This window comes from Streptomyces sp. NPDC107500 (assembly GCF_055582785.1).
The window spans coordinates 287,926-313,751 of record NZ_JBVJPF010000004.1; the positions used below are offsets into that span (position 1 = coordinate 287,926).

19 protein-coding genes are annotated in these 25,826 nt (G+C 72.7%); 10 read left to right on the forward strand and 9 right to left on the reverse strand.

All coding sequences use genetic code 11. The features are described 5' to 3' along the window. Positions 1–158 precede the first annotated feature (158 nt). Positions 159–809: an ankyrin repeat domain-containing protein gene (locus ACZ67M_RS17790; protein WP_469851632.1), complete on the forward strand. Its 651-nt coding sequence runs from the start codon at positions 159–161 to the stop codon at positions 807–809. After that, positions 806–2,008: a hypothetical protein gene (locus ACZ67M_RS17795; protein WP_469851634.1), complete on the forward strand. Its 1,203-nt coding sequence runs from the start codon at positions 806–808 to the stop codon at positions 2,006–2,008. The genes ACZ67M_RS17790 and ACZ67M_RS17795 overlap by 4 nt, the downstream gene beginning before the upstream one ends. 118 nt (positions 2,009–2,126) lie before the next feature. On the opposite strand, the gene ACZ67M_RS17800 is transcribed toward ACZ67M_RS17795, so the two are convergent. Together ACZ67M_RS17800 and ACZ67M_RS17805 are read right to left on the reverse strand one after the other, a co-directional pair. Next, positions 2,127–3,509 carry a tryptophanase gene (locus tag ACZ67M_RS17800; protein WP_392238557.1) on the reverse strand — a complete coding sequence of 461 codons (1,383 nt, stop codon included), beginning with the start codon at positions 3,507–3,509 and terminating at the stop codon, positions 2,127–2,129. Positions 3,510–3,590: 81 nt separating this feature from the next. Then, the gene (locus ACZ67M_RS17805; RefSeq protein ID WP_469851636.1) at positions 3,591–4,766 is read right to left on the reverse strand and encodes a tryptophan dimethylallyltransferase family protein; all 1,176 of its coding nucleotides are present in this window, start codon (positions 4,764–4,766) and stop codon (positions 3,591–3,593) included. A gap of 260 nt (positions 4,767–5,026) precedes the next feature. Between ACZ67M_RS17805 and ACZ67M_RS17810 the strand changes: the two genes are divergently transcribed. Then, entirely contained in the window at positions 5,027–7,876 is a 2,850-nt protein-coding gene (locus tag ACZ67M_RS17810) for an AfsR/SARP family transcriptional regulator (RefSeq protein WP_469851637.1), read from the forward strand. Positions 7,877–7,909: 33 nt separating this feature from the next. Here the strand turns inward: ACZ67M_RS17810 and ACZ67M_RS17815 are convergent, their stop codons facing one another. From ACZ67M_RS17815 to ACZ67M_RS17830, 4 genes are all read right to left on the reverse strand, one after another. Continuing rightward, positions 7,910–10,849, reverse strand: coding sequence for a hypothetical protein (locus tag ACZ67M_RS17815; RefSeq protein ID WP_469851638.1), 2,940 nt, complete (start codon positions 10,847–10,849; stop codon positions 7,910–7,912). Next, positions 10,846–11,286, reverse strand: coding sequence for a hypothetical protein (locus tag ACZ67M_RS17820; RefSeq protein WP_392013133.1), 441 nt, complete (start codon positions 11,284–11,286; stop codon positions 10,846–10,848). Before ACZ67M_RS17820 ends, ACZ67M_RS17815 begins: the two co-directional genes overlap by 4 nt. Before the next feature lie 184 nt (positions 11,287–11,470). Beyond that, entirely contained in the window at positions 11,471–12,955 is a 1,485-nt protein-coding gene (locus tag ACZ67M_RS17825) for a carboxylesterase/lipase family protein (RefSeq protein ID WP_469851640.1), read from the reverse strand. Beyond that, positions 12,952–13,890, reverse strand: a complete 939-nt coding sequence (locus ACZ67M_RS17830) for an MBL fold metallo-hydrolase (protein WP_392238568.1) — start codon at positions 13,888–13,890, stop codon at positions 12,952–12,954. Before ACZ67M_RS17830 ends, ACZ67M_RS17825 begins: the two co-directional genes overlap by 4 nt. A 130-nt stretch (positions 13,891–14,020) precedes the next feature. Here ACZ67M_RS17830 and ACZ67M_RS17835 point away from each other — a divergent pair, with 130 nt between their 5' ends. From ACZ67M_RS17835 to ACZ67M_RS17845, 3 genes are all read left to right on the forward strand, one after another. Then, on the forward strand, positions 14,021–16,795 hold the full coding sequence (locus ACZ67M_RS17835; RefSeq protein WP_469851642.1) for a helix-turn-helix transcriptional regulator: 2,775 nt from the start codon (positions 14,021–14,023) through the stop codon (positions 16,793–16,795). Positions 16,796–16,975: 180 nt separating this feature from the next. Next, positions 16,976–17,791: an SAM-dependent methyltransferase gene (locus ACZ67M_RS17840; RefSeq protein WP_392238572.1), complete on the forward strand. Its 816-nt coding sequence runs from the start codon at positions 16,976–16,978 to the stop codon at positions 17,789–17,791. 52 nt (positions 17,792–17,843) lie between these two features. Then, positions 17,844–18,677, forward strand: coding sequence for an alpha/beta fold hydrolase (locus ACZ67M_RS17845; protein ID WP_392013139.1), 834 nt, complete (start codon positions 17,844–17,846; stop codon positions 18,675–18,677). A gap of 73 nt (positions 18,678–18,750) precedes the next feature. Here the strand turns inward: ACZ67M_RS17845 and ACZ67M_RS17850 are convergent, their stop codons facing one another. Next, complete coding sequence (locus ACZ67M_RS17850; RefSeq protein WP_003978336.1) at positions 18,751–18,954, reverse strand: cold-shock protein; 204 nt, start codon at positions 18,952–18,954, stop codon at positions 18,751–18,753. 330 nt (positions 18,955–19,284) lie between these two features. On the opposite strand from ACZ67M_RS17850, the gene ACZ67M_RS17855 reads away from it, so the two are divergent. From ACZ67M_RS17855 to ACZ67M_RS17865, 3 genes are all read left to right on the forward strand, one after another. Further along, complete coding sequence (locus ACZ67M_RS17855; RefSeq protein ID WP_469851644.1) at positions 19,285–20,049, forward strand: hypothetical protein; 765 nt, start codon at positions 19,285–19,287, stop codon at positions 20,047–20,049. A gap of 217 nt (positions 20,050–20,266) precedes the next feature. Next, positions 20,267–20,635, forward strand: a complete 369-nt coding sequence (locus ACZ67M_RS17860) for a hypothetical protein (protein WP_469851646.1) — start codon at positions 20,267–20,269, stop codon at positions 20,633–20,635. 114 nt (positions 20,636–20,749) lie between these two features. Further along, the gene (locus tag ACZ67M_RS17865; RefSeq protein WP_469851647.1) at positions 20,750–21,835 is read left to right on the forward strand and encodes a GNAT family N-acetyltransferase; all 1,086 of its coding nucleotides are present in this window, start codon (positions 20,750–20,752) and stop codon (positions 21,833–21,835) included. A gap of 26 nt (positions 21,836–21,861) precedes the next feature. Here the strand turns inward: ACZ67M_RS17865 and ACZ67M_RS17870 are convergent, their stop codons facing one another. Further along, positions 21,862–23,286: a Gfo/Idh/MocA family protein gene (locus tag ACZ67M_RS17870; RefSeq protein ID WP_469851649.1), complete on the reverse strand. Its 1,425-nt coding sequence runs from the start codon at positions 23,284–23,286 to the stop codon at positions 21,862–21,864. Between the two features lie 170 nt (positions 23,287–23,456). Next, positions 23,457–24,302, reverse strand: coding sequence for a GntR family transcriptional regulator (locus ACZ67M_RS17875; protein ID WP_122619237.1), 846 nt, complete (start codon positions 24,300–24,302; stop codon positions 23,457–23,459). 227 nt (positions 24,303–24,529) lie between these two features. On the opposite strand from ACZ67M_RS17875, the gene ACZ67M_RS17880 reads away from it, so the two are divergent. Next, positions 24,530–25,795, forward strand: coding sequence for an extracellular solute-binding protein (locus ACZ67M_RS17880; protein WP_392013143.1), 1,266 nt, complete (start codon positions 24,530–24,532; stop codon positions 25,793–25,795). Positions 25,796–25,826 lie beyond the last annotated feature (31 nt).

Consider the following 25,826-nt stretch of genomic DNA (forward strand, 5'->3'; position numbering starts at 1 on the left):
CCCGTATATCACCCGTCGGCCGGCCGGGGTCGACCGATCGGACGACAGGCCCGTCCTCCGCCCGGCCACCCGGAAGGATCCCGTACGCCGACCCTCTCGGCCGCCGCGAGGGGCGAGGCTGGGGACACTCGCCCCCGACACCGCGGAGTCGTCCCGTCATGAACGCCACCCCACCCACCCCCGGGGACCTCGATCTTCCGGCCGCCGTCGTGCGCGGCGACGCCGGTGCCGTCCGCGCCGCGCTGCGGGCCGGCGCCGACCTGGAGGCACCGGACGGGCACGGCCGCACCCCGCTCCTCCTGGCCGCCCTCGCCGACCGGGTCGAGATCGCCGGGCTCCTGGTGGCCGCCGGGGCCGACGTCGACGCGCAGGACTCGCGCGAGGACAGCCCGTGGCTGGTCACCGGCGTCACGGGCAGCGTGGCGATGATGCGGGCCCTGCTGCCCGGGGGTCCGGACGTGACGCTGACCAACCGCTTCGGCGGCGTGTCGCTGATCCCGGCGAGTGAACGCGGCCACGTCGCCTACGTGCGGGCGGTGCTCGCCGAGACCGCGATCGACGTCGACCACGTCAACCGGCTCGGCTGGACGGCGCTCCTCGAAGCGGTCATCCTCGGCGACGGCGACCGCAGCCACCAGGACGTGGTGGCGGCCCTGATCGCCGCGGGCGCCGATCCCCTGCTGCCGGACGGCGACGGTGTCACCGCGCGCGCCCACGCCGAGCGCAGGGGCTTCGATGCCATGGCGGACCTGCTGCGGCGCGCGGAGACGAACGGCGCCCGCGGGCACGGGGAAGGTGGGCGGCGGTGAAACGACGTACCCTCGCGGGTCCCCTGGTCCTGCTGACCGCCGTCACGGCGACGCTGTCCGGATGCACGACGGCCGACGACGGCACGGCGCCGGAGCCGCCGCGGCCGCCGGTGTCCTCCCCCCACCGGGCGCCGGACCACGGCACCGGAACGGCCCGCACCTCCGAAGGGGCCCTGCTGGTCACGGACTTCGGCGCCGACACCGTCACCTTCGTCGACCCCGGCCGCCGGGGCGCGGCGGCCGATCTGGGCTCGGTGCGGGTCGGGACGGCCCCGTACGGCATCGCTCTCGGCGACGACGGCACGGCGTGGGTGGCCACTGCGGAGGGCGTGGCCGCGGTGGACACCCATACTCGCGAGCGCACCGCCCTGATCCCCTACCGGACCGGCACCGGCCCCGTGACGACCGGCGAGTACCGGGGCGGAGGCATGGGGATCGCCCTGTCCCCGGACGGCGGCCGTCTCTACGTCGGGGTCAACGTGCCCGGCGGCAACGGCACGTTGGAGGTCGTGGACACCGGGCGGCGCGAGGTGACGGAGACCGTGCCGGTCGGCCGCCGCCCCTTCGACGTGGACGTGTCGCGCGACGGCCGGCACGTCTACACGACCAACCACGACTCCTTCGACGTGACCGTCGTCGACACCGGTGACTGGTCGACGCGCCGCGTCGAGGTCGCCCCGTACGGCACGGAGGGCGGCCTCGGCTCCTGGCTCAAGCCCCACTACACCGCCGTACGCCCGTCCGACGGGGCGCTGCTGCTGCCGTTCGAGGGCGAGCGGCTGGCCGTGGTCGATCCCGGCACCGGCCGGGTCCGGATCGAGGACATGACGGCCAACACCCACCAGCACGGCGTCGCGGCCGGACCGGACGGCACGCTCTACGTGGTGGGGACCGGCCCGATCGATCCGTCCGAGGACGACGGACCGTCCCTGACCGTCCGCTCGCCCGACGGGAGCGAACGCGTCATCGGCCTGGACGGCCCGCACGAGTCGGTCGCCGTGTCCGCCGACGGCCGCACCGCCTTCGTGTCGGGCGGCTTCACCCGCGACGGCTACTGGAACGGCCTGAGCGTCGTTGACACCGGCACTGGCCGGGTGACGCGCCTGCCCGTCGGAGAGCGCCCCCTGGGCATCGCGGTCCTCGGGGACGACCCGGAGACCGGACCACGCCGGCTGGGCACGGATGAGATCCGGAGGTGACCGCCGATGGCCGGGCCCACGGGTCCCGACGTACGGGATCAGCGGCTCGGATCCCGGCTGCCGCAGCAGTCGGCAAAGCCGCCTCGTGCTGCCCGACGGACTCGGCCTCGGTCGCGTCTCACCCGGTCCTTGATCCGGCAGGCACGGGCTCCAGTCCTGCGCGGAAGTGGCGCAGGAGCGGAACGTGTTCGACGACGCGGTAGCCCGGGACACGGTCCTTGTTCTTCACCACCGCCTCCAGTGTCCGTCCGACGTGGTCCAAGTGGCTTCGGGTGTACGTCCGGCGGGGAAGCGCGAGTCGCAGCAGCTCGTACGGGGCGGTGGTGACCGGGTCCCCGTTGCTGTCCTCCCGGCCGAGGTAGAGGGAGCCGAGCTCCACCGAACGGATACCGCCCTCCAGGTACAGCGCGCAGGCAAGTGCGTGGCCGGGGAAGCGATGCGGGGCGATGTGCGGGAGGAGGTCACCCGCGTCGAGGTAGAGCGCGTGCAGGCCGGGGGGTTCAACCAGGTGGACGCCTGCTCCGCGGCACAGCCCCGCGAGGTGGGCGGCCGCCTCGGCCCTGGAACGCAGGTAGCGGGGGTCCAGGGCCTCGGTCAGCCCCTGGGCGATCATCTCCAGGTCTCGCCCGGCGAGTCCGCCATAGGTCGGAAAGCCCTCCGTGGCGATGAGCGTCAGCTCGCACCGGCGGGCCAGTGCCTCGTCCCGCAGGCCCAGGAAGCCGCCGATATGGACGATGCCGTCCTTCTTGGCGCTCATGAGGCAGCCGTCCGCGAGCCGGAACGCCCTCCTGGCGACGTCCGTCGGGCTGTGGCTGCCGTATCCGGCCTCGTACTGGGTGACCAGGTAGGCGTTCTCGGCGAAGCGGGCGGCGTCAAGGAAGAACGGGACGCCGTGCTCCCGGCAAAGGGCGGCGGCACGGGTCAGATTGTCCATGGAGACGGGTTGGCCGCCCTCGCCGTTGTTGGTGAGCGTCATGATCACAAGGGCGATACGGGAGGCGTCCGGGCCGGACAGCTGGCCCGCCAGACCCTCCAAGTCGATGTCGCCCTTGAACGGTTCAGGACTGTGCAGGTTCCGCGCCCGGGGGCAGGGCAGGTCACGGGCCTGGCACCCGCTCAGCTCCACATTGGCGCGGGTGGTGTCGAAGTGGGTGTTGCTCAGGGTGATCCGGCCGGGTGCCAAGAGTGCGGAGAACAGAACGCGCTCCGCGGCCCGGCCCTGGTGGACCGGCAGAACGTGCGGATACGAAGTCAGCTCCGAGACGACTTCGCGGAAGCGGTGAAATGAACGCGATCCGGCGTACGACTCGTCCCCGGCCACGCCGGCCGCCCATTGTGCCGCCGACAGCGCGCCGGTACCCGAGTCCGTCAGCAGGTCGATCGTCACCTCCTCTGCGCGGAGTCCGAACAGGTTGTACCCGACACGGCGGAGAGCCGTCTCGCGCTCTTCACGGGTCGTCGTGGGAATCGGTTCGACGGCCTTGATCCGGTATGGCTCCATGACGTTGCTCCTGGGTGCGGCGCCCGCGGGGCACGAGTGGATCCGCGGGCACGGTGTTTCAGAGATGGGGGGGTGCGGTGGTCACCCGTGCCCACCGGCGGCGGTGTCGCGCTGTTGCTCCCGCGGCGGGTGGACGGCGTACGCCTCGGGTGAGAGATAGACGGTCACGCGCGGCGGGCCGCTGGTGGTCCGGGCGAGTGAGACGTAGGAGATGAGCCCCACACCGTCGGACAGGCGGCGGGACGTCATGGCGGCGAGCGCCTTGTCCAGCGGGTGCGCGTCCCCGCCGCGCGCGCCCAGCACGGCGGCGGCGCGGTCGCGGGCGACACGGTCGTCACGGGCGTAGTCGCGGACCGGGACGTGCAGGGTGTGGCCGCTGGGACGTTCCCTGTCCCGTCGGGTGAAGGACAGGCACGAGACCAGCGGCAGACCGTCGAAACAACGGGCGCCGCCGCCGACCGTGCGGCAGAAGTCCCCCACACGTCGAGGGCGGCCGCCGGGCAGCAGCCCGGCCACGGCTTCCGCTTCCGCGACGGAGAAGCCCTGATGGGCGATGTACAGCTTCACCCGTGGTTCCTGCCAGTGCCCCAAATCCAGTGCGAGGAACAACAGCCGGCCGCGGTCCGGGCACCAGGACGCGGCACGAGCCATGAGCGCCCGCCATGCCCACCGAAACCCGAAGCGGACCAGCGCCTCTTCGACGACTTCGGCGGCGCTGTCGCTGCCGTGGGCCTCGGGGTTGAGGTAGACCTTGACGCCGGGCGGCCCTCCCTGGCGCAGGTCCATGGCGCACCACAGAGAGAAGGGGCCACGGGCCGCGGAAGGAAGGAAGAGGTCCGCGACCCGGTCGACGGGCTCCGCGGCGAAGTCCCAGCAGGTCGCCAACCGGTCCAGGGCCAGCAGCCCCGTGCGGCCGCTGTCGGTGACGCTTCCCGCGGTGCAGCCCGGCTCGACCAGCACCCGTACCGTCGGCGCGCCGTCCGCGGCGAACGACACGGACAACTCGGCCGGTGAGTGATCGTCACTGACGAAGGACGGCGAGGGCGGTCCGGCATCCAGGGGACGTCCTGCCGCAGGGCCCAGCAGTCCGGGCAGCAGCCGCACAGCGTCTTGTGCCCGAGGGCAGGTCACGTCCGCGGCATGGAGCAGTCGCTGAAGCTGTCCGGCCAGATGCTCGCCCAACGTCGGCGTCACCGGATCGACACCCGTTCTCCGTTCCGGAGACAGGGTGCGGCCCAAGGGGACAGGGGGGTGCATGACGACCTCCGAGGTGGCGGTGCGGGAAGGACTCCACGATCTCCTCCAAGGCCGTCACCCCGGTCGCGCGCCGGTCACTCGACGGCCTCGCGCCACTACTACGAGTATCCAGACGGTCACTTGCTGTTGTAGGGTGTGCCGCGTCTGGGCGAACGCCCGCCGGGGGAGCAGTGAGAAGCACATACGAGTTCGGGATCCTCGGGCCACTGTCGGTCCGGCAGTCCGGTGCACCGGTACACGTCGGTGCCGCCATGCTGCGGATGTTGCTGGCATCTCTGCTGGTCGAAGCCGATCGGGTGGTGACCGTCGACACCCTGGTCCACCGCCTGTGGGGCGAGGCCCCACCGCTTCGCGCCCGCAACACCCTTCAGAACTACGTGCTGCGGCTGCGTCGGGCGCTGGGCGCCCCCGCCGACACCGGCCCCTTGCGGACTCACCACCGCGGATACCTGATCGAAACCGACCCGGAGACGCTGGACGTTCGCCGCTTCACCTCTCTCGTCCGTCTCGGCCGAACCGCGCTGGAGCAGGGCACGGCCGAGCGGGCTGCGGTACTGCTGCGTCAAGCTCTGGAGCTGTGGCGCGGAGATCCGCTCTGCGACCTGCCAGGTGACGTCTTCCCGGAGCTGCGGCCCACGCTGCAGGAACAGCGCCTGTCCGCGCTCGAACTCCGCATCGACGCGGACCTGGCCGTGGGCCGCCACGCGGACGTCCTGCCGGAACTGCGGGCGCTGGTCGAATCCCATCCGCTGCGGGAGCACTTCTGGACCCAGCGCATGCTGGCGCTGTACCGCTGCGCACGACAGGGCGAAGCCCTCGAGTGCTACCGGACGGTCACCGCACTGCTCGCCGACGAGCTCGGTGTCACTCCCGGCCCCGCACTCCAAGACATGCACGCGCGGCTCCTCTCGGCCGCCCCTGACCTCGGACGGCCACCGGCCAGGACGGACGCCACCTGGTGCCGGAACTCCGCCAGCAGGCACGGTCTGCCCGTCGAGACGACCGGCTTCATCGGCCGCGAGACGCAACTGGCCCAGGTCCGTGCCCTGCTGTCGACCGCCCGGCTGGTCACCCTCACCGGTGTGGGCGGCGTGGGCAAAACCCGGCTGGCGCTGCGGTCGGCGGCACAGCTCGCCGCCTCGTACGCGGACGGCGTCCACCTCGCCGACCTCGCCCCGCTCACGTCACCGGACCTGCTCGGCCGCGCCGTCTCCGAAGCCCTGGGGTTGCGCGACCAGTCGGCGAGACCGCCCTCGGAGGCCATCGAGGACCGCTTGCGCGACCAGCAGCTGCTCCTCGTTCTGGACAACTGCGAACACGTCGCGGACGCTGTCGCCGCACTGGTCCTGCGGATGCTGCGAGCCGCACCGGGGCTGACCGTCCTGGCCACCAGCCGGCACCGCCTGGGGGTACCGGGCGAGCACATCCTGACCGTTCCCTCCCTCACCCTTCCGGATCCGGATGCCGCGCACGACGCTCCGCAACCCCCGGAGAGTTCCGAAGCCGTGCGTCTCCTGGTGCAGCGCGCCACCGCGTCCGCTCCGGCGTTCGGCATCACGTCGCGCAACCGCGCCGTCGTCGCCCAGCTGTGCCGACGCCTCGACGGCATTCCGCTCGCCATCGAGCTAGCGGCGGTACGTCTCGGTGCGATGACGGCCGACGAGATCCTGGAGCGCCTCGACGACCGCTTCCGCGTGCTCTCCCTGCCCGACATGCCAGGCACCGAGCGGCGCTATCAGCACACCCTGCGCGGTGTCATCGACTGGAGCCACACGCTGTGCACCCCGCAGGAGCGACTCTTGTGGGCGCGCTTGTCCGTGTTCAGCGGTGGCTTCGACCTGCCCGCTGCCGAAGCCGTCTGCGAGGGGGAAGGCATCGAGCGGGAGGAGGTCTTGAACCTCCTCGCCGCACTGGTGGACAAGTCCCTGGTCGCGGTCAACAGCACTGGCCCACGAGCCCGCTACAGCATGCTGGAGACCATCCGCCAGTACGGCCTCGAACAGCTGAACGAAAAGACCCACCACACCAGTCTGCGCATCCGGCACAGCGCGCACTACCGGGCCATGGCCCTGCGGGCGGGCGCTGACTGGTGTGGCCCCCACGAGGTCGACTGGCTGCTGCGCCTACGCGACGAACTGCCCAATCTCCGTTCCGCGCTGGACTTCTGCGCCTCGCGGCCGGAGCACGCCGGCACAGCAGCCCAAATTGCCGTAGACCTCGCCCGCACCCGCTGCTGGTTCTTCAACAGCGTGCTCGGCGAGGGCCGCTACTGGCTTGAACGCCTGCTCGCGTCCCGGCCCGTTCTGCCCCCCGGCCTGAAGACCGGCGCGGTGGCGATGAAGGCCTGGATCGCACTGTGCCAAGGGGACAATCCGGCGGCTGAGACGTTCTTGGCCGAGTGCCGCGACGAGGCCGAGGACGCCGAACGCTCGACGGCGGCCCCGCTCACCTTCATCGAAGGCGCCCATGCCCTGCTCGTCGACAGCGCTCCGGAGTCGATCCCCCGCCTGGCCACCGCGCGGGAACAGTTCCAGCGGGCCGGACAGCGCGGTGACGCCCACATGGCCACCATGATGTGGGCCATGGCCGAGGCCTTCCTCGGCGACTCGGCATCGGCGCGTGCGGCCAGCAGGGAGTACACCGCCGAGGCCGAGGCCAGCGGCGCGCAATGGGCCGGCAGCTGGGCTTGCTGGTGCGCGGGCCTGGTCGAGCTGCGCCACGGCAATCCGGCCGAATCCCTGGCTCCGCTGCGCCATGCCCTCGCTCAGCAGACCTCCTTCGGTGACAACTGGGGCCCAGTCTGGGGGGTGGAGACGCTGGCCTGGGCAGTCGCCGACATGAACCGGCACGCCGACGCTGCCAGGCTCCTGGGCGCAGCGCACCGGCTGCGGCAGGACACCGGCGTCGCGCTGACCGGCCTGCGCCCCTTCCACGATGCCCATACCGCCGCCGAGCGCGGGGTTCGTGCGGCACTCAGCGCCCCGGAGTACGCGGAGGCTTGGGCGTACGGAGCCTCGAAGAACAGCGTGCCGTTCGCCCTGCACACCAGCGCGGAGGCTGCCGGCGCACGACCACGGGCCACGCGGCAGACGGCCGATCCGGCGGTCTGAGCCCGTCCGCGGTTGACGCCGTCCTCCCCGTGATCAGGATCCTGACTGCCTGATCAGGCCCCAACGGAGGCGACGGGCCTCACGTCGGCTGACGCGTGCCTCGCGGCGCAAGCCGGCGGCTTTCTGACGGGCCGCCAGCATGTAGAGGCCGTCGATCAGGTGATTGCGGTACCTTCCCGGGTCCGACGCCGCGAGGCGCCGGTCGGCCTCCACGGCGCGCTCAAACGCTCGGACGGCCTCCGGGCGGCGGTCCGACCGCCACAGTTCGAGACCGATCGACACGTACGTGTTGCTCAACAGATACCGGTGTGCCCGGTCGTAGGGGGCCATGCGGTGATGCAGATCGGCCATCTCTTCCAGTAGGGGGATCACCGCCGTGTCCTCCTTCCGAAGGGCATCCTGGAGGCGAGGCAGCAGATGATCGCCGTACCCGCGCACGTCGTGACGGGCCATGTGACGGAACACCGCCAACTCCAGGGCGCCCACGACCTCTTCGGTCTCCTGACGGCCGTATGCGACATAAGGGATGTCACGACCTCGACTGGAGGCGGGCGGCGCGCAGGAGAGCTGGTCCACCTCGTCGCTCACCGTACGGGCAGCCGCGTGACGGCCCACCGCCTCGAGGGCGACGGCGTGAACACGCAGCGACTGGACGAGGTCATCCGCCAGCGGGAACGGATTCGCCTTGGCCCGGCGCCGGTTGATGTCCACCGCGCGGGCACTCGCATGCAGTGCCCGCTCCCGCCGGTCGATGCCGGCCCGCTGAGCCGGACTCGTGAGCAGGAGACGCGCGAGGTTGGTCAGGGCCGTCGACAGAGGTCCCTCGCGTGCGGGAGAACCTTCGCGGCCCTCACGATCGAGGAGGAGGACCGCGGCGTGCGTTGCCGCGAGGGCGGCCGGTTCCCGCAACGCCGCCGTCAGGGTGACGCCGACCCCGAGGAACGTCAGGCCCAGTGTGTCCTCGTACGAACCGGGATACTCACGGCCGAGTCCTGTGACCAGTTCCAGCGCCTCGGTCTGCGCGCGCATCGCTTCGATGTCCCGTCCGCACTGACGCAGCACGGCCGCATGGTTGGCAAGGGTGGCGGACAGCGCGGCGCGCTGGTCGTCCGGGTGGATCCGCGCCAGTCGGCGCCCGAGTTCGACCGCTCGGCGGCCGGCCTCCTCCGCCTCCGGCAGCCGGTCGAGTTGGTTGAGGACACCGCACGCGTTGTGCAGTGCCCGCGCCAGATCCGGCGTGCGCGCCACCGGATGCCGCGCCGCGAGGGTCTCGTACAGTGCGATCGACTTCTCCACGGCGGCAAGCGCCTCCAGGAGCCGTCCGGAACCCGTCAGAGCGAAGGCGAGGGAGTCGTACGCCGCGGCATGCCGGGCCGGGTCGTCGGAAGTACCCGTCCAGTGAGGGAACAGTCGTTCCACGAGGACGGTACGGGACGGGTCGAACTCGGCGCTCTCACAGGCAGGCAGCCTTGCCTCGATTTCCTCCAGCAGGTCGGGCTCGATGTCGTCGAGGGCCAGCAGAGTGCTGAGCGCCGGCCCCCCGGCGGCGACGGCGAGCCAGGGAGACCGGCGCAACAGCGGGTAGAGATGCTCGTGTCGCACATGCGGCCACCGCGCGGCCGAGGCGGCCAGGAAGGTCAGCGCACGAGGTGTCCACGGCGCCGGTTGCTCGCCCGCGTCGGGCGACAGCAGAGCGCCGAGCGTTTCGGGGGCCCACGGCGCGGACGGGTAGGCGGTCTCCGCGGTGTGCCCGGGGAGGGTGAGGGCGAGGAAGTCCTCGGCGAGCCGGTCGGGCAGTAGAGGCTCGAGCACGGTTCCCCGATGGGGCTCGGCAGGGGGGTAGCAAGCGGTGTGGTCGGCGACGGTCCGCTCGGCGGGGTGCGCCACGGCCGGTGCGTTCGCGGCCGCGCGCCCGACGACGCCGAGGGCCGTCTTCCGGGGAACCGGGCCGGTGAGGACGGCGGCGAACACGGTCCGGTTCATCACCTCGGGCGGAGTGGTCCAGAGCCGCCCGACCGCGGCGGTGCGGCGGCCCGCGTCCTGGGTGTGGAGCCGGGCCCAGTGCGACCGCTCCCGGTTGAGCAGGTAGGTGACCAGGAACGCGGCGTCCGTGGGCGGGGGTTCGCCCCTCATCTGCGCATCGACCGCGACCAGGGCGGCCATGTGGACGCTCAGCGTCAGTCCGAAGTCGTCCTCGTCCAGGGACATCGGTGGCCATACCCGCGCGGCCAGGGCCGCATCGTGCGTCGGTTCATGGACGGCGGCGAACGCGTCCCGGGCGGCGCGGAACATCTCGGACCGCAGCCCGCTGCCGTCCCCGCCGGGCAGAGGTCCGAGGATCTGGACGGAGGTGGCGGCCTGGACGTCGTTGAGCGCGGCCTGCACGGCCGGCCACAGGTCGCTTGATCGGGCGATCATCAGGACACGGGTCGGGAGAGCCCGCCGGTGCAGTAGCCGGTTGCTCAACAGCCAGGTCAGGTGCGGCAGAGGCCAGTGGTCGGCGTAGTCGATGACGAGGAGGAGCCCGGGCGCGCCACCGGTCCGCAGGTCGACGCCCTCGTCGGCGGTCGGCGGGGCCAGCACGCTCCCGGGCCCGTGGATCGCCCGGACCACCTTCCAACCATCGGCGACGGCCTCTCGTGCGAAGGCTGCCGCGAGACGGCTCTTGCCCTGCCCACCGGGTCCTTGGAGCCACCGAACAGCCAGTCTGCGCGCCGAGTCACGCCAGGCTCGCAGATCGGCAAGCTCCTCGGCCCGCCCTGTGAACGGCACGATCTCGTGCCGGGCGCTGAGCATGCGGCTGGGCAGCTCGCGGAGCCATTCCGCGCCTGCCTCGGGGCTGGGACGCCAGTTCTCCAGCACGTACGCGGGAAGTCCGTCCACGTAGACATGGATGTCACCGTCGACCACCGCGTACGCGAACCCGCCCTCGGCGCTGACATGCTGGCTTGCCGAAGGGTCCTGCCCGCTCATGCCGGGGTGTCGCCGGCAACCGGCCGGTGGTGGTGGACGTGGATGCTGCTACCAGGACCTTGGGCCCCGAACGCGGCGCCGCCCGCCCGCGCCGTGACGTGCTGCGACCACGTGCCCTCGCCCCGAGGCGATGCACTGTCCTCGACGAGAGCCCGCAACTCCTCCGCGGCCTCGGGATGGTCCCGCAGCAACGCGGCGAGCCGGCGCGCCCAGGGCCGTACCAAGTCGTCGCGTACACCGTCGGTATCGACGCCTTCCTCCAAGACCAGCTCGGCGTCACCGTCCAACTGGGCACGCAACACCGCACCCCGGGCCTGGTCATGGCGCCGGAACAGGTCCACAACCCGGTCCCGTGTGCCCTCCCAGACGCTGGTGGCCATCGCGGCTACGACAGTGGTCGCGCCCGTCATGGCCAGGACCGTCATCGGATCGGACATCAATGCCCCCGTCACTCGCTGTACATGCTCGTATCAGCTTAGTGAACATCACTCGTTCCGTGCTGATGGATGAAACGGGCAGTGCACGGTGAAGTGACCCCGTTCCGGATGACCGCCCCTGCACAGCGAGGACGATGTGGCACGGAGACGGGGTGTTGGGGCAGGCGCCCGGATGGGTCCGCGGTCAGGTCCAGGCCCGCCGCTCCGCGCCGCGGGGGTCGTCGACCTGCGTCCACTCGGCGTCGATGCGCATGGTCGTCCGGCGCCGGGTGTCGTAGGCGTCCCAGCCCGGGTCCCCGGTGCTCGCGAACCTGATCCAGGCCGCGTGCGTGCGGGCGGCGAGGTCCGCCGGTGGTTCGTCGGGGCCGAGCAGGGCGCCCGGTCCGCGCAGCTCCGGCAGGCCGGTGCGGTCGAAGACGAAGGGCAGCTCCATGCTGTGGGTGGCGCCGAGCAGTCCGTCCAGGGCGTGCGAGCGCCAGGCGAACTCGTAGGCGTGGGTGGAGGCAGGATGCGCGGCGTGCGCGTCGGCCAGGGCGCGGCTGCCGGCGCCGAAGAGGGCGTCGCCCATGATGGCGGACCGGAGTTCCCCGGGGGTCGCTCCGGGGCGTGCCGTGCGGTACGTCCCGACGAGCCGCGCGGGGTCCGGGTGCGAGCGCGCGGCCGTGACGTCGACGTCGTGTGCGTCGGAGGTGGTGTAGCGGTCGACAGGGACCAGGTAGAGGTTGCCCTCCTCGGTGTTGGTTCCGATGAGCAGGTCGGTGCCCGCCCCGGCGCCCGCCGCGACGGACGTCGCGGGCTGGGTGTCGAGGACCAGGCTGAAGGGGCTGAGGCCGAGCAGCGGGTCGCGGTGGGCCGGGGTCCGCAGGTCGAGGCCGGCCAGGCCGTCCGCGGCGGCGAGCAGGCGGTCGTCGGGGATCTCCGCGAAGGCGTCGGCCCGGGGCGCCACGCCGAGGGCGCCGGCCGCCGCCGCGGTGACGCGGGCGGCCTGCTCGGTGGTGAACGCGCCCAGGCCGCTGCCGCTCTGGACGATCGCCCGGCGCAGGAGCCCGGCGGCCCCGGGGTCGGCGAGGACGCCGCCCACGATCGTCGCCCCGGCCGACTGGCCGAAGAGGGTGACGCGGTGCGGGTCTCCGCCGAAGGCGGCGATGTTCTCGTGCACCCACCGCAGTGCGGCGACGACGTCCAGCAGGCCGCGGTTGGCGGGCGCTCCGGGGAGGTCGAGGAATCCGGCTATGCCCAGGCGGTAGTTGAGGGTGACGAGGACGACGCCGTCGCGGGCGAACGCGGACCCGTCGTATATCGGGGACCGGGTCGATCCGGCGACGAATCCCCCGCCGTGGACGAAGACCATGACGGGCAGCGCGCCGCTCCCGGTCTCCGGCGTCCACACGTTGACCGTCAGGTAGTCGTCGCCGGGAATCCGGCCGGGGCCGAAGTAGGCCGACATGTCGACACGGCCGAGTCCGCGCTCGGACTGGGGTGCGGTGGGCCCCGGCCGGGTGGCGTCTCGTACGCCGTCCCAGCTCTCGTGCGGCCGGGGCGCTGCGAAGCGGCCGGGGCCCCGGGGCGGGGCGGCGTAGGGGATGTTCAGGAAGGCGGCGGTGCCGTCCGCGAGGGTTCCGCGTACGGCGCCCCGGTCCGTGGTCACGACGGGGTCGTGGTCGTTCACTTCGTGCCCTTCGGCTGGTCTCGGTGCTGCTCGGTGTACGGGTCGAAGGGCGCCCAGCCCTTGATGGCGAACTTGTCGGCGTCGCGCACCACTTCGGCGGCGCCGTGGCCGGCCAGGTGGGCCGGGAACAGGAGGGCGTGGTGGTCGGCGGCCCAGCCCAGGAGCCTGCGGCGGGTGGCGCGGGCACCGGCGGGGTCCTCGCAGAAGCAGCTGTTGTGGTCCGGTTCGAGGATCTGGACCGGGGAGTGCAGCAGGTCCCCGACGAAGAGCGCGCGGTCCGTCCCGGAGTCGAGGGTGAGGACGCTGGAGCCCGGGGTGTGACCGGGGGCCGGGTCCAGCCGCAGGTTGCCGTCGATCCGGTGGCCGCCCTCCCACAGCACGGTCTGTCCGGCACGGTGCACCGGGGCCACGCTGTCCTCGAAGACGTTCTGGTTGCCGCGGCCGAGCAGCGGACGGTGACCGTTCTCGGGGTTCCAGAATTCGAAGTCGTCGCGCGGCATCAGATACGTGGCGTTGGGGAAAGTGGGCACCCAGTTCCGCCCGTCCAGGTACGTGTTCCAGCCGACGTGGTCGATGTGGAGATGCGTGTTGATCACGACGTCCACGTCCTCCGGTTCGACGCCGGCCCGCGCGAGATTGGCGAGGAAATCGGTGTCGAGCCGGCTCCAGACCGGCGCGTAGGGGCGTTCCTTGTGGTTGCCCACACCGGTGTCGACGAGGATGTTCTTGCCCTCGCTGCGCAGCAGCCAGGTCTGGATCGCCGAGTTCACGATGTTGGTCCGGGAATCCAGGAAATGCGGTTCGAGCCAGTTCCGGCCCCGGTCCCACACGTCTTTCGGGACGTCCGGGAAGAACGTCTCGGGTGTCATTTCCACGGGCCCGAAATATTCCCACACCCGGGTGACACCGACATTCCCGAGTTCGATCCGTTCCATGACGCTCCTTGGTGAGGCGAGGACATTACTGGGCCCGCCCGAAAACCTACGGACGCTCCGTCGGGCGCGGTATCCGTCACCTGACTGCACCCGCGCCGGGGCAGCCGACGCCGCTTGTAGCCTTGGCGGCGTGAACGAGCGCACAGGGACGGCGGGTGCCGCCGCGGACCCGGGGCCGGACACCGGCGAGCCGGTCGTGGGCCGGGACGCGGAGTGGGCACGCCTCCTTCGTGCGGTAGACCCGGCGTCGCCCGAACGGGTGCTGCTGCTCCTGGGCGAGGCGGGCACGGGCAAGAGCACGCTGCTGGACTCCGTGGCGCGGCGGGCCGCGGCGAGCGGTGTGCGCGTGCTGCGGGCCACCGGGAGCGAGTCGGAGTCGGACCTCGCGTTCTCCGCGCTGCACCAACTGCTGCGGCCGGTGCGTGCCGAGGCGGAGCGCCTGCCGGACGGACAGCGCGCGGCGCTGGGCGACGCCCTCGGCGCGGGGCGGGACGCGGCACCGCCCGACCTCATGCTCGTCGGCGTGGCCGTCCTGAACCTGCTCTCCGAGCTGGGCGGGTCCTCCCCCGTGCTGGTGCTCCTCGACGACGCGCCGCTGTTCGACGGCGCCTCCCTCACCGTGCTGTCCTTCGTCGCCCGGCGACTGGCGGGTGAGCCGGTGACGATGCTGGTCGGTGCCGGTACGGGCGGGTGCCTCCCGGGCTTCGACCGGCACGCGCCGGTCCTCGTCCTCGGACCGCTGGACGACACCTCGGCCCACCGTCTCCTGGACCTCCAGCCGCGGAGTCCGGTCGGCCGGACCCGGGCGCGGATCCTCGACCAGGCCGTCGGCAACCCGCTGGCGCTGGTGGAACTGGCGAGGTCCGCCCGGGACCCGGACCGGGAACCGCCGCCCGCCGGACCGCTGCCGCTCAGCGACCACCTGGAGCGGGTCTTCGCGGCCCGTCTCGACGGCCTCCCCTCCCCCACCGCACGGGCCCTGCTGCTGCTCGCCGCCATGGACACCGGCGACGCCGCGCTCGCCCTGCCGACCGGGCTGCCCGGTGCCGGGGACGACGCGTGGCGGCCCGCCGAGGCGGCCGGGCTGATCGGGCCGACCGGCTCCGGCGTCCGGTTCCGCCACCCGCTGGTGCGGTCCGCCGTGTATCACGCGGCCTCCTCCGAGGCCCGCCGTGCGGCGCACCTGGCGCTGGCCGACCTGCTGCGTGCCGAGCCGGACCGGCGTGCCTGGCACCGTGCCGCCGCCGCCCCGCACGCGGACGCGGACGTGTCGGCGGACCTGGTGCGCACCGCCGGGCGGGCCCGCCGCCGGGGCGGCCACGCGGCGGCGGCGAAGGCGCTGCAACGGGCCGCCGAACTCGCCCCGCGCCCCGAGGACGGCGCCCGGCTGCTGGTGGCGGCCGCCCGGGCGGCGGTGCTCACCGGGGACCTGGCCTGGGTCGAGGAACTGGTCGCGGCCGTCCGCGCGCGCACGGACGACGTGGGGCTGCGGGCCGAGGCGGCCGTGCAGGCCGGGCGGCTGGCCGTGCTGACCGCGCGTCACTCCGCGGTCTTCGCCCGGCTGACCGGCACCGCCGAGCGGCTGGCCCGCTCCCGGCCCGCCGCCGCGCTGGATCTGCTGACGGACGCCGCGGTGGTCCGCTTCTACGCCGGACCCGCAGCCCAACTGCACCGGATCGAAGAGGTGTTGGCGGAACTGCCGCAGGACGTGCCGGACCCGTGGCCGGGCGTCTGGGTCAGGGCCGTGTCCGACCCCTTCGGGAGCCGGGCGTGGCTCGTCCCCCGACTGCCCGAACTGGCCGACGAGTCCGCGGGCCGGCCCGAACGGCTCACCGCGGTGGGCGTCATGGCCTGGCTCATGGACGAGACACCGCTCGCCGTCCGCGCCTTCGACGAGGCCTTCGACCACTGGGAGGCGCACGGGGCGCTCCCCGACGGCATGGGCGGCGCGGCGGCCTGGGCCTACCTGGAACAGGGGCGCTGGGAGCGGGCCCGCGAGGCCTGCGCCCGTGTCACCGCGGTCGGTTCGGCGCTGGGCCTGGACCACGCCGTGGCGTGCGCGGCCGCGGTGGACGCGATGCTGCTCGCCCTCCAGGGGGACGGTGAGGCGGCGCGCGCCCGGGCGGCGGACGCGCTCGCGCTCGTCGATCCGCTGGAGAGCCGCTCGGTCGCGGTCTACGCCCGGCGCGCGCTCGCGGCCGCCGCGGCGGCAGACGGCGCCCACGAGACGGCGTACGACCAGCTGCGCGCGGTCTTCGCGGCGGACGGCTCCCCCGTGCACTACCACGCGTCCTACCCGGCGCTCGCGGACCTCGCCGCGGCCGCCGTCCGCTCGGGGCGGCGCGAGGAGGCCGCCGCGATCGTCGAGCGTGCCGCGCACGCACTCGCGGGGAACGCCTCGCCCCGTCTGCGCGCTCTGACCGAGCGGGCCCGCGGTCTCCTCGCGGACCCGGAGGACGCGGAACCCCGCTTCCGGGCGGCCCTCGCCGAGCCGGACTCGGCGCACCGGCCCTTCGAGCGCGCGCAGGCCCTGCTGGACCTCGCCGAGTGGCTGCGCCGCCGGCGGAGGATCACCGAGGCGCGCGCGCCGCTCGCGGAGGCCCTGGAGACCTTCCGGCGGCTGGGCGCCCGCCCCTGGGCCGAACGGGCCCTGACCGAGTCACGGGCCGCCGGACTCGACGTCGCCGACGCGGACCCCGGCTCGCTGGCCGGGCTCTCCCCGCAACAGCGGCAGATCATCGGGCTCGCCGCCCGCGGGCTGACCAACCGCGAGATCGGCGAGCGGCTCTTCCTCTCCCCGCGCACGGTCGGCTCCCACCTGTACCGCAGCTTCCCCAAGCTGGGCATCACGGCCCGCTCGCAGCTCCGCGACCTCGTGGAGCGGGCGGGCGGCACCCGGTCGTGAGGCCGTTGGGCCGTGAGCCGGACCGGCAGCCTGGCACGACCGCCCCGCGTCGCCCGCCCGGCCTTCGGCGGAGCCCTCGGTTCCGCCCGGTCCGTGGGTGAACCGGTGTACAGGGAGAGGCCGTTGCCACGTAGGTTGTGGGAAAGCACCCACGCCTCGGCTGAAAGACGGACCGCCACCATGAACGACCCCGCGACGACGCCCGGTCACTCGGCACACCAGAAGATCGACACCTCGGTGCCGCACTCGGCCCGGATCTGGAACTACTGGCTGGGCGGCAAGGACAACTACCCGGTGGACGAGGAGGCCGGCGACGCCTACACCGCCGTCTTCCCCGGCATCGTCACCATCGCCCGCAGCAGCCGGGCCTTCCTGCGCCGCAACATCACCCATCTGGTCACCGAGGCGGGCATCCGGCAGTTCCTCGACATCGGCACCGGTCTGCCGACCGCGGACAACACCCACGAGGTCGCCCAGCGCCTCGCGCCCGAGGCACGCGTCGTCTACGTGGACAACGACCCGATGGTCCTCGCCCACGCCCGGGCGCTGCTGTACTCCACCCCTGAGGGCGCGACCGCCTACATCGACGCCGACGTGCTCGACCCGGACACGGTCCTGGCGGCCGCCGCCAAGACCCTGGACCTCGACCGGCCGGTCGCCCTCATCCTCAGCAACATCCTGGGCCACGTCGCCGACTACGACCGGGCGCGTTCCATCGCCACCCGGCTGATGGACGCCCTGCCGTCCGGCAGCCACCTCTCGGTCAACGACGGCTCGCGGGGCACGGACCCGGAGTTCGAGCGGGCGCAGGACGCCTACAACGAGAGCGGCGCCGCGCCGTACATCCTGCGCACCGTCGACCAGATCACGGGATACTTCGACGGCCTGGAGCTCCTGGAGCCGGGCGTGGTCCCGGTGACCCTCTGGCGTCCCGAGGCCGGCGGCCCCGCCCCGGAGCCCATCGGCGAACACGGCGGTCTCGCGCGCAAGCCGTGAGGCCACGCGCGGCGTCCGGCGCCGGGCACCCGGTCGAGAGGAGCACCCCCTGATGTCCGCATGGCAGCTGCCCGAGTCGTACCGCAGCGGCTCGGGCACCGTCCGCTGGAACCGGCTGGGTGTCCCGGACGGGCGTCCGCTGGTCCTGCTGCACGGGACGCCGTTCTCCTCGTACGTCTGGCGTGCGGTGGCCCGTTCGCTGGCGCGTGACCACCAGGTGTTCGTGTGGGACATGCCCGGCTACGGGCTGTCCGAGAAGTTCCCGGGCCAGGACGTGTCACTGGCGGCGCAGGGCAGGGTCTTCACCGAGCTGCTGGACCACTGGGGCCTGGCGGAGCCCCTGGTCGTCGCGCACGACTTCGGGGGCGCCGTCGCGCTGCGGGCCCATCTGCTGCACGACGCCCGCTACCGGGCGCTGGCCCTGGTCGATCCGGTCGCGCTGGCGCCCTGGGGGTCGCCGTTCTTCCGGCTGGTCCGCGAGCACGCCGAGGTCTTCGAGCGACTTCCCCCGGCGCTCCACGGGGCGCTGGTGCGCGAGTACGTGGGTTCCACGGGCGGCCCCGGGCTGCACCCGGCGGTGCTGGACCAGCTCGTCCGGCCCTGGCTCGGCGAGTCGGGGCAGCCGGCCTTCTACCGGCAGATCGCCCAGGCGGACCAGCGGTACACCGACGAGATCCAGGACCGGTATCCCCGGATCGGCGTACCGACGCTGATCTGCTGGGGTGAGGACGACGCCTGGATTCCCGTGGCGAAGGGACGCGAACTCGCCGCCGCCGTGCCCGGAGCGCGGTGGGAGCCGATCGCCCAAGCGGGTCATCTGGTCCAGGAGGACGCCCCCGCCGAGCTGACCGCCGCACTGCTCGGCTTCCTGCGCGAGGTTCCCTGACGGCACACCACAGGGCAGGGTGCCCGGAGACGCTCGGTCTCCGGCCACCCTGCCCTGTTCGGCAGTCTGCCGGTCAGGCGGGGGTGATGTTCTCCGCCTGCGGGCCCTTCTGGCCCTGGGTGATGTCGAAGGTGACGGCCTGGCCTTCCTGGAGCTCGCGGTAGCCCTGGGCGTTGATGTTGGAGTAGTGCGCGAAGACGTCGGGACCGCCGCCGTCCTGCGCGATGAAGCCGAAGCCCTTTTCAGAGTTGAACCACTTGACAGTTCCGCTGGCCATGCCTTTTGCCTTTCAGCCGTTATCGGATCCGCACCGCGCGAACCCGGAGGTGGTCGTCCTGGTCCTCCGGCATTGCACAGCAAACCGCCCGCACTCCGGGGCGGGCGGTCTGGGCGAACCACGACATCTGCTGCTGACGCTACACGGCATGTCCGAGCCCCACCAGTGAGTAAGGGGTGTGAGCGGCAACGATGTTGCGTACGGAGGCCCGGAAAGGCCGCCACACGGGTCCCCTCTGCGCCATCCGGGGGAGACGTCGGGGCGAGCGGACACCCCGGTTCCACAAGTGGTCTAGCTATGAGTAGTCCACCCACGGAGTCGGAGATCGATATGACCGTCAGGAAAGCGCTGGCCCTGGTGATCGGCGCCGTCGTGTGCACCGGTGTGCTGGGGACCGGCTGCGCCCGGCAGCAAGCGGACGCCTCCTTGCAGGACGCGCACGCGCCGGGCGGTTCGGCGGCCCAGCCGGTGTCCCCCCGCCCCGCTCCCCCGCGCCACTTCCCCCGCCCGCTTCCCGGGGTCGGACCGGTCATGCGGGATCTGCTCCCGTCCGGTACGCGGCAGGCCCTGGTGGTCACCGGTGAGTCGGAGACGTCGTCGCAGGCGCGGGTGGTGCTCTACGAGCGGGATCCCGCCCAGGGCTGGCGGGCGGTCGCGGGTCCCTGGTCCGCGCACAACGGCCTGCGCGGCTGGACCGACGACCACGAGGCGGGCGACCTGCACTCACCCATCGGTGTCTTCGGGCTCAGCGACGCGGGCGGCCGGCTGCCGGACCCGGGCAGCCTGCTCCCGTACGACGAGGATCCGGAGTTCGCCGTGTCGGGCACCGGGCATCTGGGTGAGCCGCTGGAGGGGTCCTTCGACTACGTGATCGCCATCGACTACAACCGGGTGCCGGGCACCACCCCGCTGGACCTGACCCGCCCCGAGGGTGAGGACAAGGGCGGCGGCGTCTGGATCCACGTGGACCACGACGGGCCGACCAACGCCTGCGTGTCCCTGAGCGAGGAGCACATGCGCGCGTTGCTGACCGCCGTGGACCCGGACAAGGAGCCGGTGGTCGTCATGGGCCCGAGGGAGGTCCTGGCGCGGTAGCGCACCCCGCGGGCGTCCACCCCGCGTAGACGCGCGGTGCGAGAGGGCAACGGAGCACGACGTCACCGGACCGGGCCGGACGGACCGGTTCGGGCGGTGCGGTCTTGACGGGACGGAGCACGGTCGGCCTACTGGAGACCCACTGGGCGTACGCGGGGGCCTGGACCAATGTCGCCCCGCGGTCCGCCCGGCCGGGACTGAGGTCAGGAGTCCGACAGTGCGGCGTCGACGGGCAGCGGCGGCAGTCCTGCTGGCGTGGGCGCTGCTGTCCCTCCTCACCCCCCGGCCGCCGGTGCCCGCCGACGCGTCCGCGGAGCGTGCGGCGGTCACGGTCGCCGTGGTGGCCGACACCGCGGGGGAACCCGGCCCGTGCGAGGAGGACTCCCGGGCCCGTCACGTCGCCGTCCGCGCGCCGAGGGCCGCGGGCACGGCGGGCGCCGAGGACGGGGACGCCGCGCGCGCCCCGGCACCTGCCCACGCCGCCCGGCAGGACGGGACGGCGGCCGTCCGTCCGTTTCCGGCCCGCGCGAGGGTGACCGACGGGGGCGCCCGGGGCGTGGCCGCGTTGCAGACGTTCCGCTGCTGAGCGAGGCGGTACCGAGCAGGCCTGCGCCGCGCGGCCCGGGTGACCACCCGCCGCGACGCGGTGTCCAGCAGGCCGTCGTGTGTCCTCTCTTCCGACGACGCAGGAGGCAGGCGCGTGTCCGGTAGGCGCATCGACGTGATCGGGCCGGGGCGGCTCGACGCGGACGACCACAAGATCTGGCGGGAGATCAGGGCCGCCTCCCGAGCACCGGCGAACCCGTTCCTGGACCCGGCGTTCACCACGGCCGTGGGGCTGGTCAGGCCGCGGGCCGAGGTGGCGGTCCTGCGGGAGGACGGCGTCCCGGTGGGGTACTTCCCGTACGAGCGGGGCTTCGCGGGGCAGGGGCGGGCCATCGGGCTCGGGGTGTCGGACAGCCAGGGCGCCGTGCTGCGGGACGGCATCCGTCTCGACCCCCGCACGCTGCTGCGGGCCTGTTCGCTGTCGTCCTGGGAGTTCGACAACCTGGAGTCGGACCAGGACATGTTCCTGCCGCACACGGCCGAGGCGCTGGCCTCACCGGTCGTCGACCTGGGTGACGGCTTCGACCGGTACGCGCGGGCCCTGCGCGCCGGGTCGCCCGGGTTCCTGAAGCAGACCCTCGCCAAGGAGCGAAAACTCGCCCGGCAGGTCGGCGAAGTCCGCTTCGTGTACGACGAGCAGGACCCCGCGGCGCTGCGCACGCTCATGAGCTGGAAGTCAGCGCAGTACCGGCGCACCGGCCGGCGCGACCGGTTCGCGCAGTCCTGGATCACCGGGCTGGTGGAACTGCTCGCCCGGAGCGAGGACCCCGGGTGCCGTGGTGTGCTGTCGGTGCTGCACGCCGGCGACCGGCCGGTGGCCGCCCACTTCGGGCTCTGCTCGCCGACGGTCCTGTCCTGGTGGTTCCCGGCGTACGACCGCGAGTACGCCAAGTACTCCCCCGGGCTTCTGCTGCTGTTGCGGATGCTGGAGGCGGCGGCCGCGGACGGGATCGGGACGGTGGACCTGGGCAGTGGCCCGGCCCGCTACAAGGAGTCCTTCAAGACGCGGGACCTGCGGGTGTACGAGGGTGCGGTGGTGCGTCCCGGGCCGGGCGGCGCCGTCCACCGGATGCGTCGGGATCCGGTGCGGGCCGCCCGGCGTTTCGTGCGGGACCGGCCGCGGCTGGCGCGCACCGCGGCCCGGGCGCTTCAGGAGCTGGGCCGGGTGCGCGACCGCTGACGCGGGCCGGGTGTGTGCGGCGGGGCTCAGCGCACGGGCGGCATCTCGGTGGGCGTCGAGTCGAGGCCGGGCCTGCGCTCGCGCCAGGCACCCCGGGTGAAGTCGGGGATCTCGACCGGACGGCCGCCCCGGGCCAGGGAGGTGACGCTCAGCGGGACCGGCGCGCACCAGGCGGCCGAGTCGTAGACGTCGATGTCCGGCACCAGCCCCACCCGCATGAGCTGGACCAGGCGCCACTGGAGGACGTAGTCCATGCCGCCGTGGCCGCCGTTGTTCGCGGCGTCGTCGCCGACCTTCTGCCACAGCCAGTGGTCGTACTCCTTGCGGTAGGCCTCGAAGTCCCGCCAGGTGTGGCCGCTGTGGTCCGGTTCGACGTAGATCCGGGCGCCGGTCGGGGCCGCTCCGGCGTAGTCCTCGACGATGCCCCGGCTGCCGGCGAGGGTGTTGATGCGGCTGTACGGCCGGGGCGAACTCACGTCGTGCTCCGCCCGGATGGTCCGGCCCCTCGCCGTTTCGATCATGCAGGTGACCAGGTCACCGTTGATGTACTCCTCCTTCCAGGAGGGGTGGTCCCGGGGGACGAAGCGCGCCCGGTAGTCGGCCAGGCCCTTCGGCGCGGTCGAGGTGGCGGTCAGGGTGGCCATGCGATCACCGCGGTTGACGTCCATGGCCGCCGCGATGGGCGCCAGGCCGTGCATCGGGTAGAAGGAGGCGGTGCTGCGGGTGTGCCAGAGCCGGCGCCAGGAGTCGGTGTAGTACGTGTCGGAGAAGAGGAGTTCCCGCAGGTCGTGGAGGTAGCCTCCGTGGCCGTTGGTGATGTCTCCGAACAGGCCGTCGTGGGCCGCCTTCAGCATGGCCAGCTCGTTGCGGCCGTAGTTGCAGTTCTCGGACAGGAGCAGGTGCCTGCGGGTTCGCTCGGAGGTGTCCACGAGGTCCCACAGCTGGCGCAGTTCGGTCGCGACGGGGAGCTCCACCAGGGCGTGCTTGCCGCTGAGCAGCGCCGCTCTCCCCTGCTCGTAGTGGAACTCCCAGGGCGTGGCGATGTACACGAGGTCGATGTCGTCGCGCCTGAGCATCCGGGCGTAGGAGTCGGCCGAGCCGCCGTATTCGGCGGGCCGCGGGTGGCCCTTGCCCGCCAGCCGGTCGGCGGCGCTCTTGGCGCGGTCGGCGCGGATGTCGCAGACGGCGGTCACCGTACAGCCGGGTACGGCGGCCCAGCCGGTGATCATGCCGCCGCCCCGGTTGCCGAGTCCGATGACGCCGACGCGGACGGTTCTGTGGGCCTCGAAGGGCACGCCGATCATCGACTTCTGGCCGAGCCGGCGGCGGGGCGGCGCCGGCTCGGCCGCCGACGCGGACGGGGCGGCCGCGGTCATCCCGGCGGCGGCCGCTCCGGTGGCGACGGCGGAGCCCAGCAGCAGTCGGCGTGAGACAGCGGGCTTTTCGGACATGACGGCAACACTCCTCGTGGGCGGTCGGCTGCACGGTGGGGGCGCGGACGGGCGTTGTCGAGCACTGTCGGGGCATGACTCTGCGGTGTCAGCCCTGACATGTCAATACGTGCTCGATACAAAGCCGTTCCGAGCATCTCCGCGCACCGGAGGGGTGTGCGTCCTCGCGTCTACATGCCGTCCTGGACCACTCCGCGGGTCGAGAGCGTGACGGGGTCCTTGGTGGTGAAGTCGCCGGGCGGGATGCCCGGATGGTGCCCCTGGCCCGGGGGCGGGGCCTGGTCGCGCGGGCCCAAGGTGAGGCGGGAGACGATGCGGTAGCGGTCGCCCCGGTAGAGCGAGTGCACGTACTCGACAGGGCGGCCCAGCGTGTCGGTGGTCAGGCGCTCGAAGAGGAGCGCCGGGGAGAGTTCGGGGACGTCGAGGAGGTCGGCCTCGGCCCGGGTGACCACGGTGGGCTCGATCGACTGCACGGCCTCGCTGACCCGGACGTCGTGCCGCTCGGCCAGGTGCGCGTACAGGTCGCCCTGCTCCAGTTCCTCACTGGTCAGGTCCGAGACGAGGTCGGCCGGTACGTGCAGGTACTCGATGGCCATGGGCGCCCCGTCGACCAGCCGCAGCCTGGCCACGTAGTGGATCCGTGCCGCCGGCGACATGCGCAGCTTGCGGCCCACCCGGGCGCCGGCGGGGAGGGTGCGGACCTCCAGGAGCCTGCTGGTCCAGGCGCCCGCGGCCTGCGGGAGGCTGAAGGCCCGCCGGTCCGAGACCAGTTCCTGGGTGATCTTCTCGGCGGCGACGAACATGCCCCGGCCGTGCTCGCGCACCAGCAGTCCGGCGACCACCAGTTCGTCGACCGCGGCACGCAACGTGGGCCGGGACACGCCGAGTTCGGCGCACAGGGTGCGTTCGGAGGGGATGGCGTCCCCCGGGCGCCGTTCCTCGACGAGTTCCAGGATCGCGTCGCGGACGCGCTCCCGCTTGAGCACCGCACCGGAGGCGGCGGCGTCGATCTCCATGCAGTACTCCCGTTGACTGGTCTGCTGGTCAGCCGAGCTTACCTGTCCACCTCGCTCGCGATCCAGCCACCCGTCGGGCCTCCATGGCTGAAATGCCGTGCGTGCGCGAGGGGTTGACGCCCTCATTGGTCCATGCCACCTTCGACCAACGCCGACTGGTAAGCCCTGCGCCCCTTACTGGTCAAGTGCGGGTGCGTCGTCCCTTCCAGCTCTCCCAGAGGTGAACCGTGAAGTACCGCTCCCTCGCCCTGTTCTCCACACTGGTGCTCGGTGCCGGGCTCGCCGGCTGTTCCTCCGGCGACTCCTCGGACGGCGCCGGGTCCGGCCGGACCGCCCTCGACGTGTGGCTCATGCGCGACAGCGTCTCGGCCGGCTTCCAGAAGGAGTTCGAGACGGGCTTCGAGAAGGCCCATCCCGGCATCGACCTGAAGATCCAGATCCAGGAGTGGGAGGGCATCGGCGAGAAGGTCACGGCCGCCCTGGCCAGCAACGACGCCCCCGACGTCATCGAGGTCGGCAACACCCAGGTCGCCCAGTACGCCCAGAGCGGCGGCCTCACCGACTTCTCGGACCGGGTGGACGAACTGGGCGGCGGCGACTGGCTGAAGGGGCTCGCGGAGCCGGGGTCGTACGACGGGAAGCAGTACGGCATCCCCTACTACGCCGCCAACCGGGTCGTCATCCACCGCACCGACCTGTTCGAGAAGGCGGGGGTGGACCCTGCCTCGATCAGGACCCGGGACCAGTGGATCGCCGCCACCCGCAAGCTCGACGAGGGCGGCACCCAGGGGATCTACCTGCCGGGCCAGAACTGGTACGTCCTGTCCGGCTTCGTCTGGGACGAGGGCGGCGACCTGGCCGTGAAGTCGGGCGGCGGCTGGAAGGGCGGCCTGGACAGCCCCGGGGCGCTGCGGGCGATGGACTTCTACCAGCGCCTTCAGGCCCTCGGCAAGGGGCCCAAGGACTCCGACGAGTCCCAGCCGCCGCAGGCGGAGGTGATGGCCAAGGGGCAGGTCGCCCAGATCATCGCGGTCCCCGGCGGCGCCAAGGTCATCGAGGAGAAGAACCCCGAACTCAAGGGCAAACTCGGCTTCTTCCCGATCCCCGGCAAGACCGCGGACCGGCCCGGCGCGGTCTTCACCGGCGGTTCCGACCTGGTCGTCCCGGCCGTCGCCGCGCACCAGGAGGAGGCGTTCACCTTCATCCGGGAACTGACGGGCGACGCCTGGCAGAAGAAGCTCGCGGTCGCCATGAGCTACGTACCGAACAAGACCACCCTGGCGGACGCCGTCTCCGGCGACCCGGGGACCGCGGCCATGGCGGCCGGCGCCGCGAACGGACACGCCACGCCCAACACCCCGCAGTGGGCGGCGGTCGAGGCCAAGAACCCGGTCAAGGAGTACATGACCGCCGTCCTCACCGGCGAGGACGCCGCGTCCGGGGCCGCGAAGGCGTCCCGGACCATCACCGACACCCTCAACAGCGGCTCCTGACCACGACCCCGACGACCCGAGGGAACAGGAG

What these genes read in the sequence shown, in the direction of transcription:
- ACZ67M_RS17790 (WP_469851632.1), top strand. Translation starts at nt 159, where the DNA reads ATGAACGCCACCCCACCCACCCCCGGGGACCTCGATCTTCCGGCCGCC.
- ACZ67M_RS17800 (WP_392238557.1), bottom strand. Translation starts at nt 3,509, where the DNA reads ATGGAGCCATACCGGATCAAGGCCGTCGAACCGATTCCCACGACGACC.
- ACZ67M_RS17805 (WP_469851636.1), bottom strand. Translation starts at nt 4,766, where the DNA reads ATGCACCCCCCTGTCCCCTTGGGCCGCACCCTGTCTCCGGAACGGAGA.
- ACZ67M_RS17810 (WP_469851637.1), top strand. Translation starts at nt 5,027, where the DNA reads ATGTTGCTGGCATCTCTGCTGGTCGAAGCCGATCGGGTGGTGACCGTC.
- ACZ67M_RS17815 (WP_469851638.1), bottom strand. Translation starts at nt 10,849, where the DNA reads ATGAGCGGGCAGGACCCTTCGGCAAGCCAGCATGTCAGCGCCGAGGGC.
- ACZ67M_RS17820 (WP_392013133.1), bottom strand. Translation starts at nt 11,286, where the DNA reads ATGTCCGATCCGATGACGGTCCTGGCCATGACGGGCGCGACCACTGTC.
- ACZ67M_RS17830 (WP_392238568.1), bottom strand. Translation starts at nt 13,890, where the DNA reads ATGGAACGGATCGAACTCGGGAATGTCGGTGTCACCCGGGTGTGGGAA.
- ACZ67M_RS17840 (WP_392238572.1), top strand. Translation starts at nt 16,976, where the DNA reads ATGAACGACCCCGCGACGACGCCCGGTCACTCGGCACACCAGAAGATC.
- ACZ67M_RS17845 (WP_392013139.1), top strand. Translation starts at nt 17,844, where the DNA reads ATGTCCGCATGGCAGCTGCCCGAGTCGTACCGCAGCGGCTCGGGCACC.
- ACZ67M_RS17850 (WP_003978336.1), bottom strand. Translation starts at nt 18,954, where the DNA reads ATGGCCAGCGGAACTGTCAAGTGGTTCAACTCTGAAAAGGGCTTCGGC.
- ACZ67M_RS17855 (WP_469851644.1), top strand. Translation starts at nt 19,285, where the DNA reads ATGACCGTCAGGAAAGCGCTGGCCCTGGTGATCGGCGCCGTCGTGTGC.
- ACZ67M_RS17870 (WP_469851649.1), bottom strand. Translation starts at nt 23,286, where the DNA reads ATGTCCGAAAAGCCCGCTGTCTCACGCCGACTGCTGCTGGGCTCCGCC.
- ACZ67M_RS17875 (WP_122619237.1), bottom strand. Translation starts at nt 24,302, where the DNA reads ATGGAGATCGACGCCGCCGCCTCCGGTGCGGTGCTCAAGCGGGAGCGC.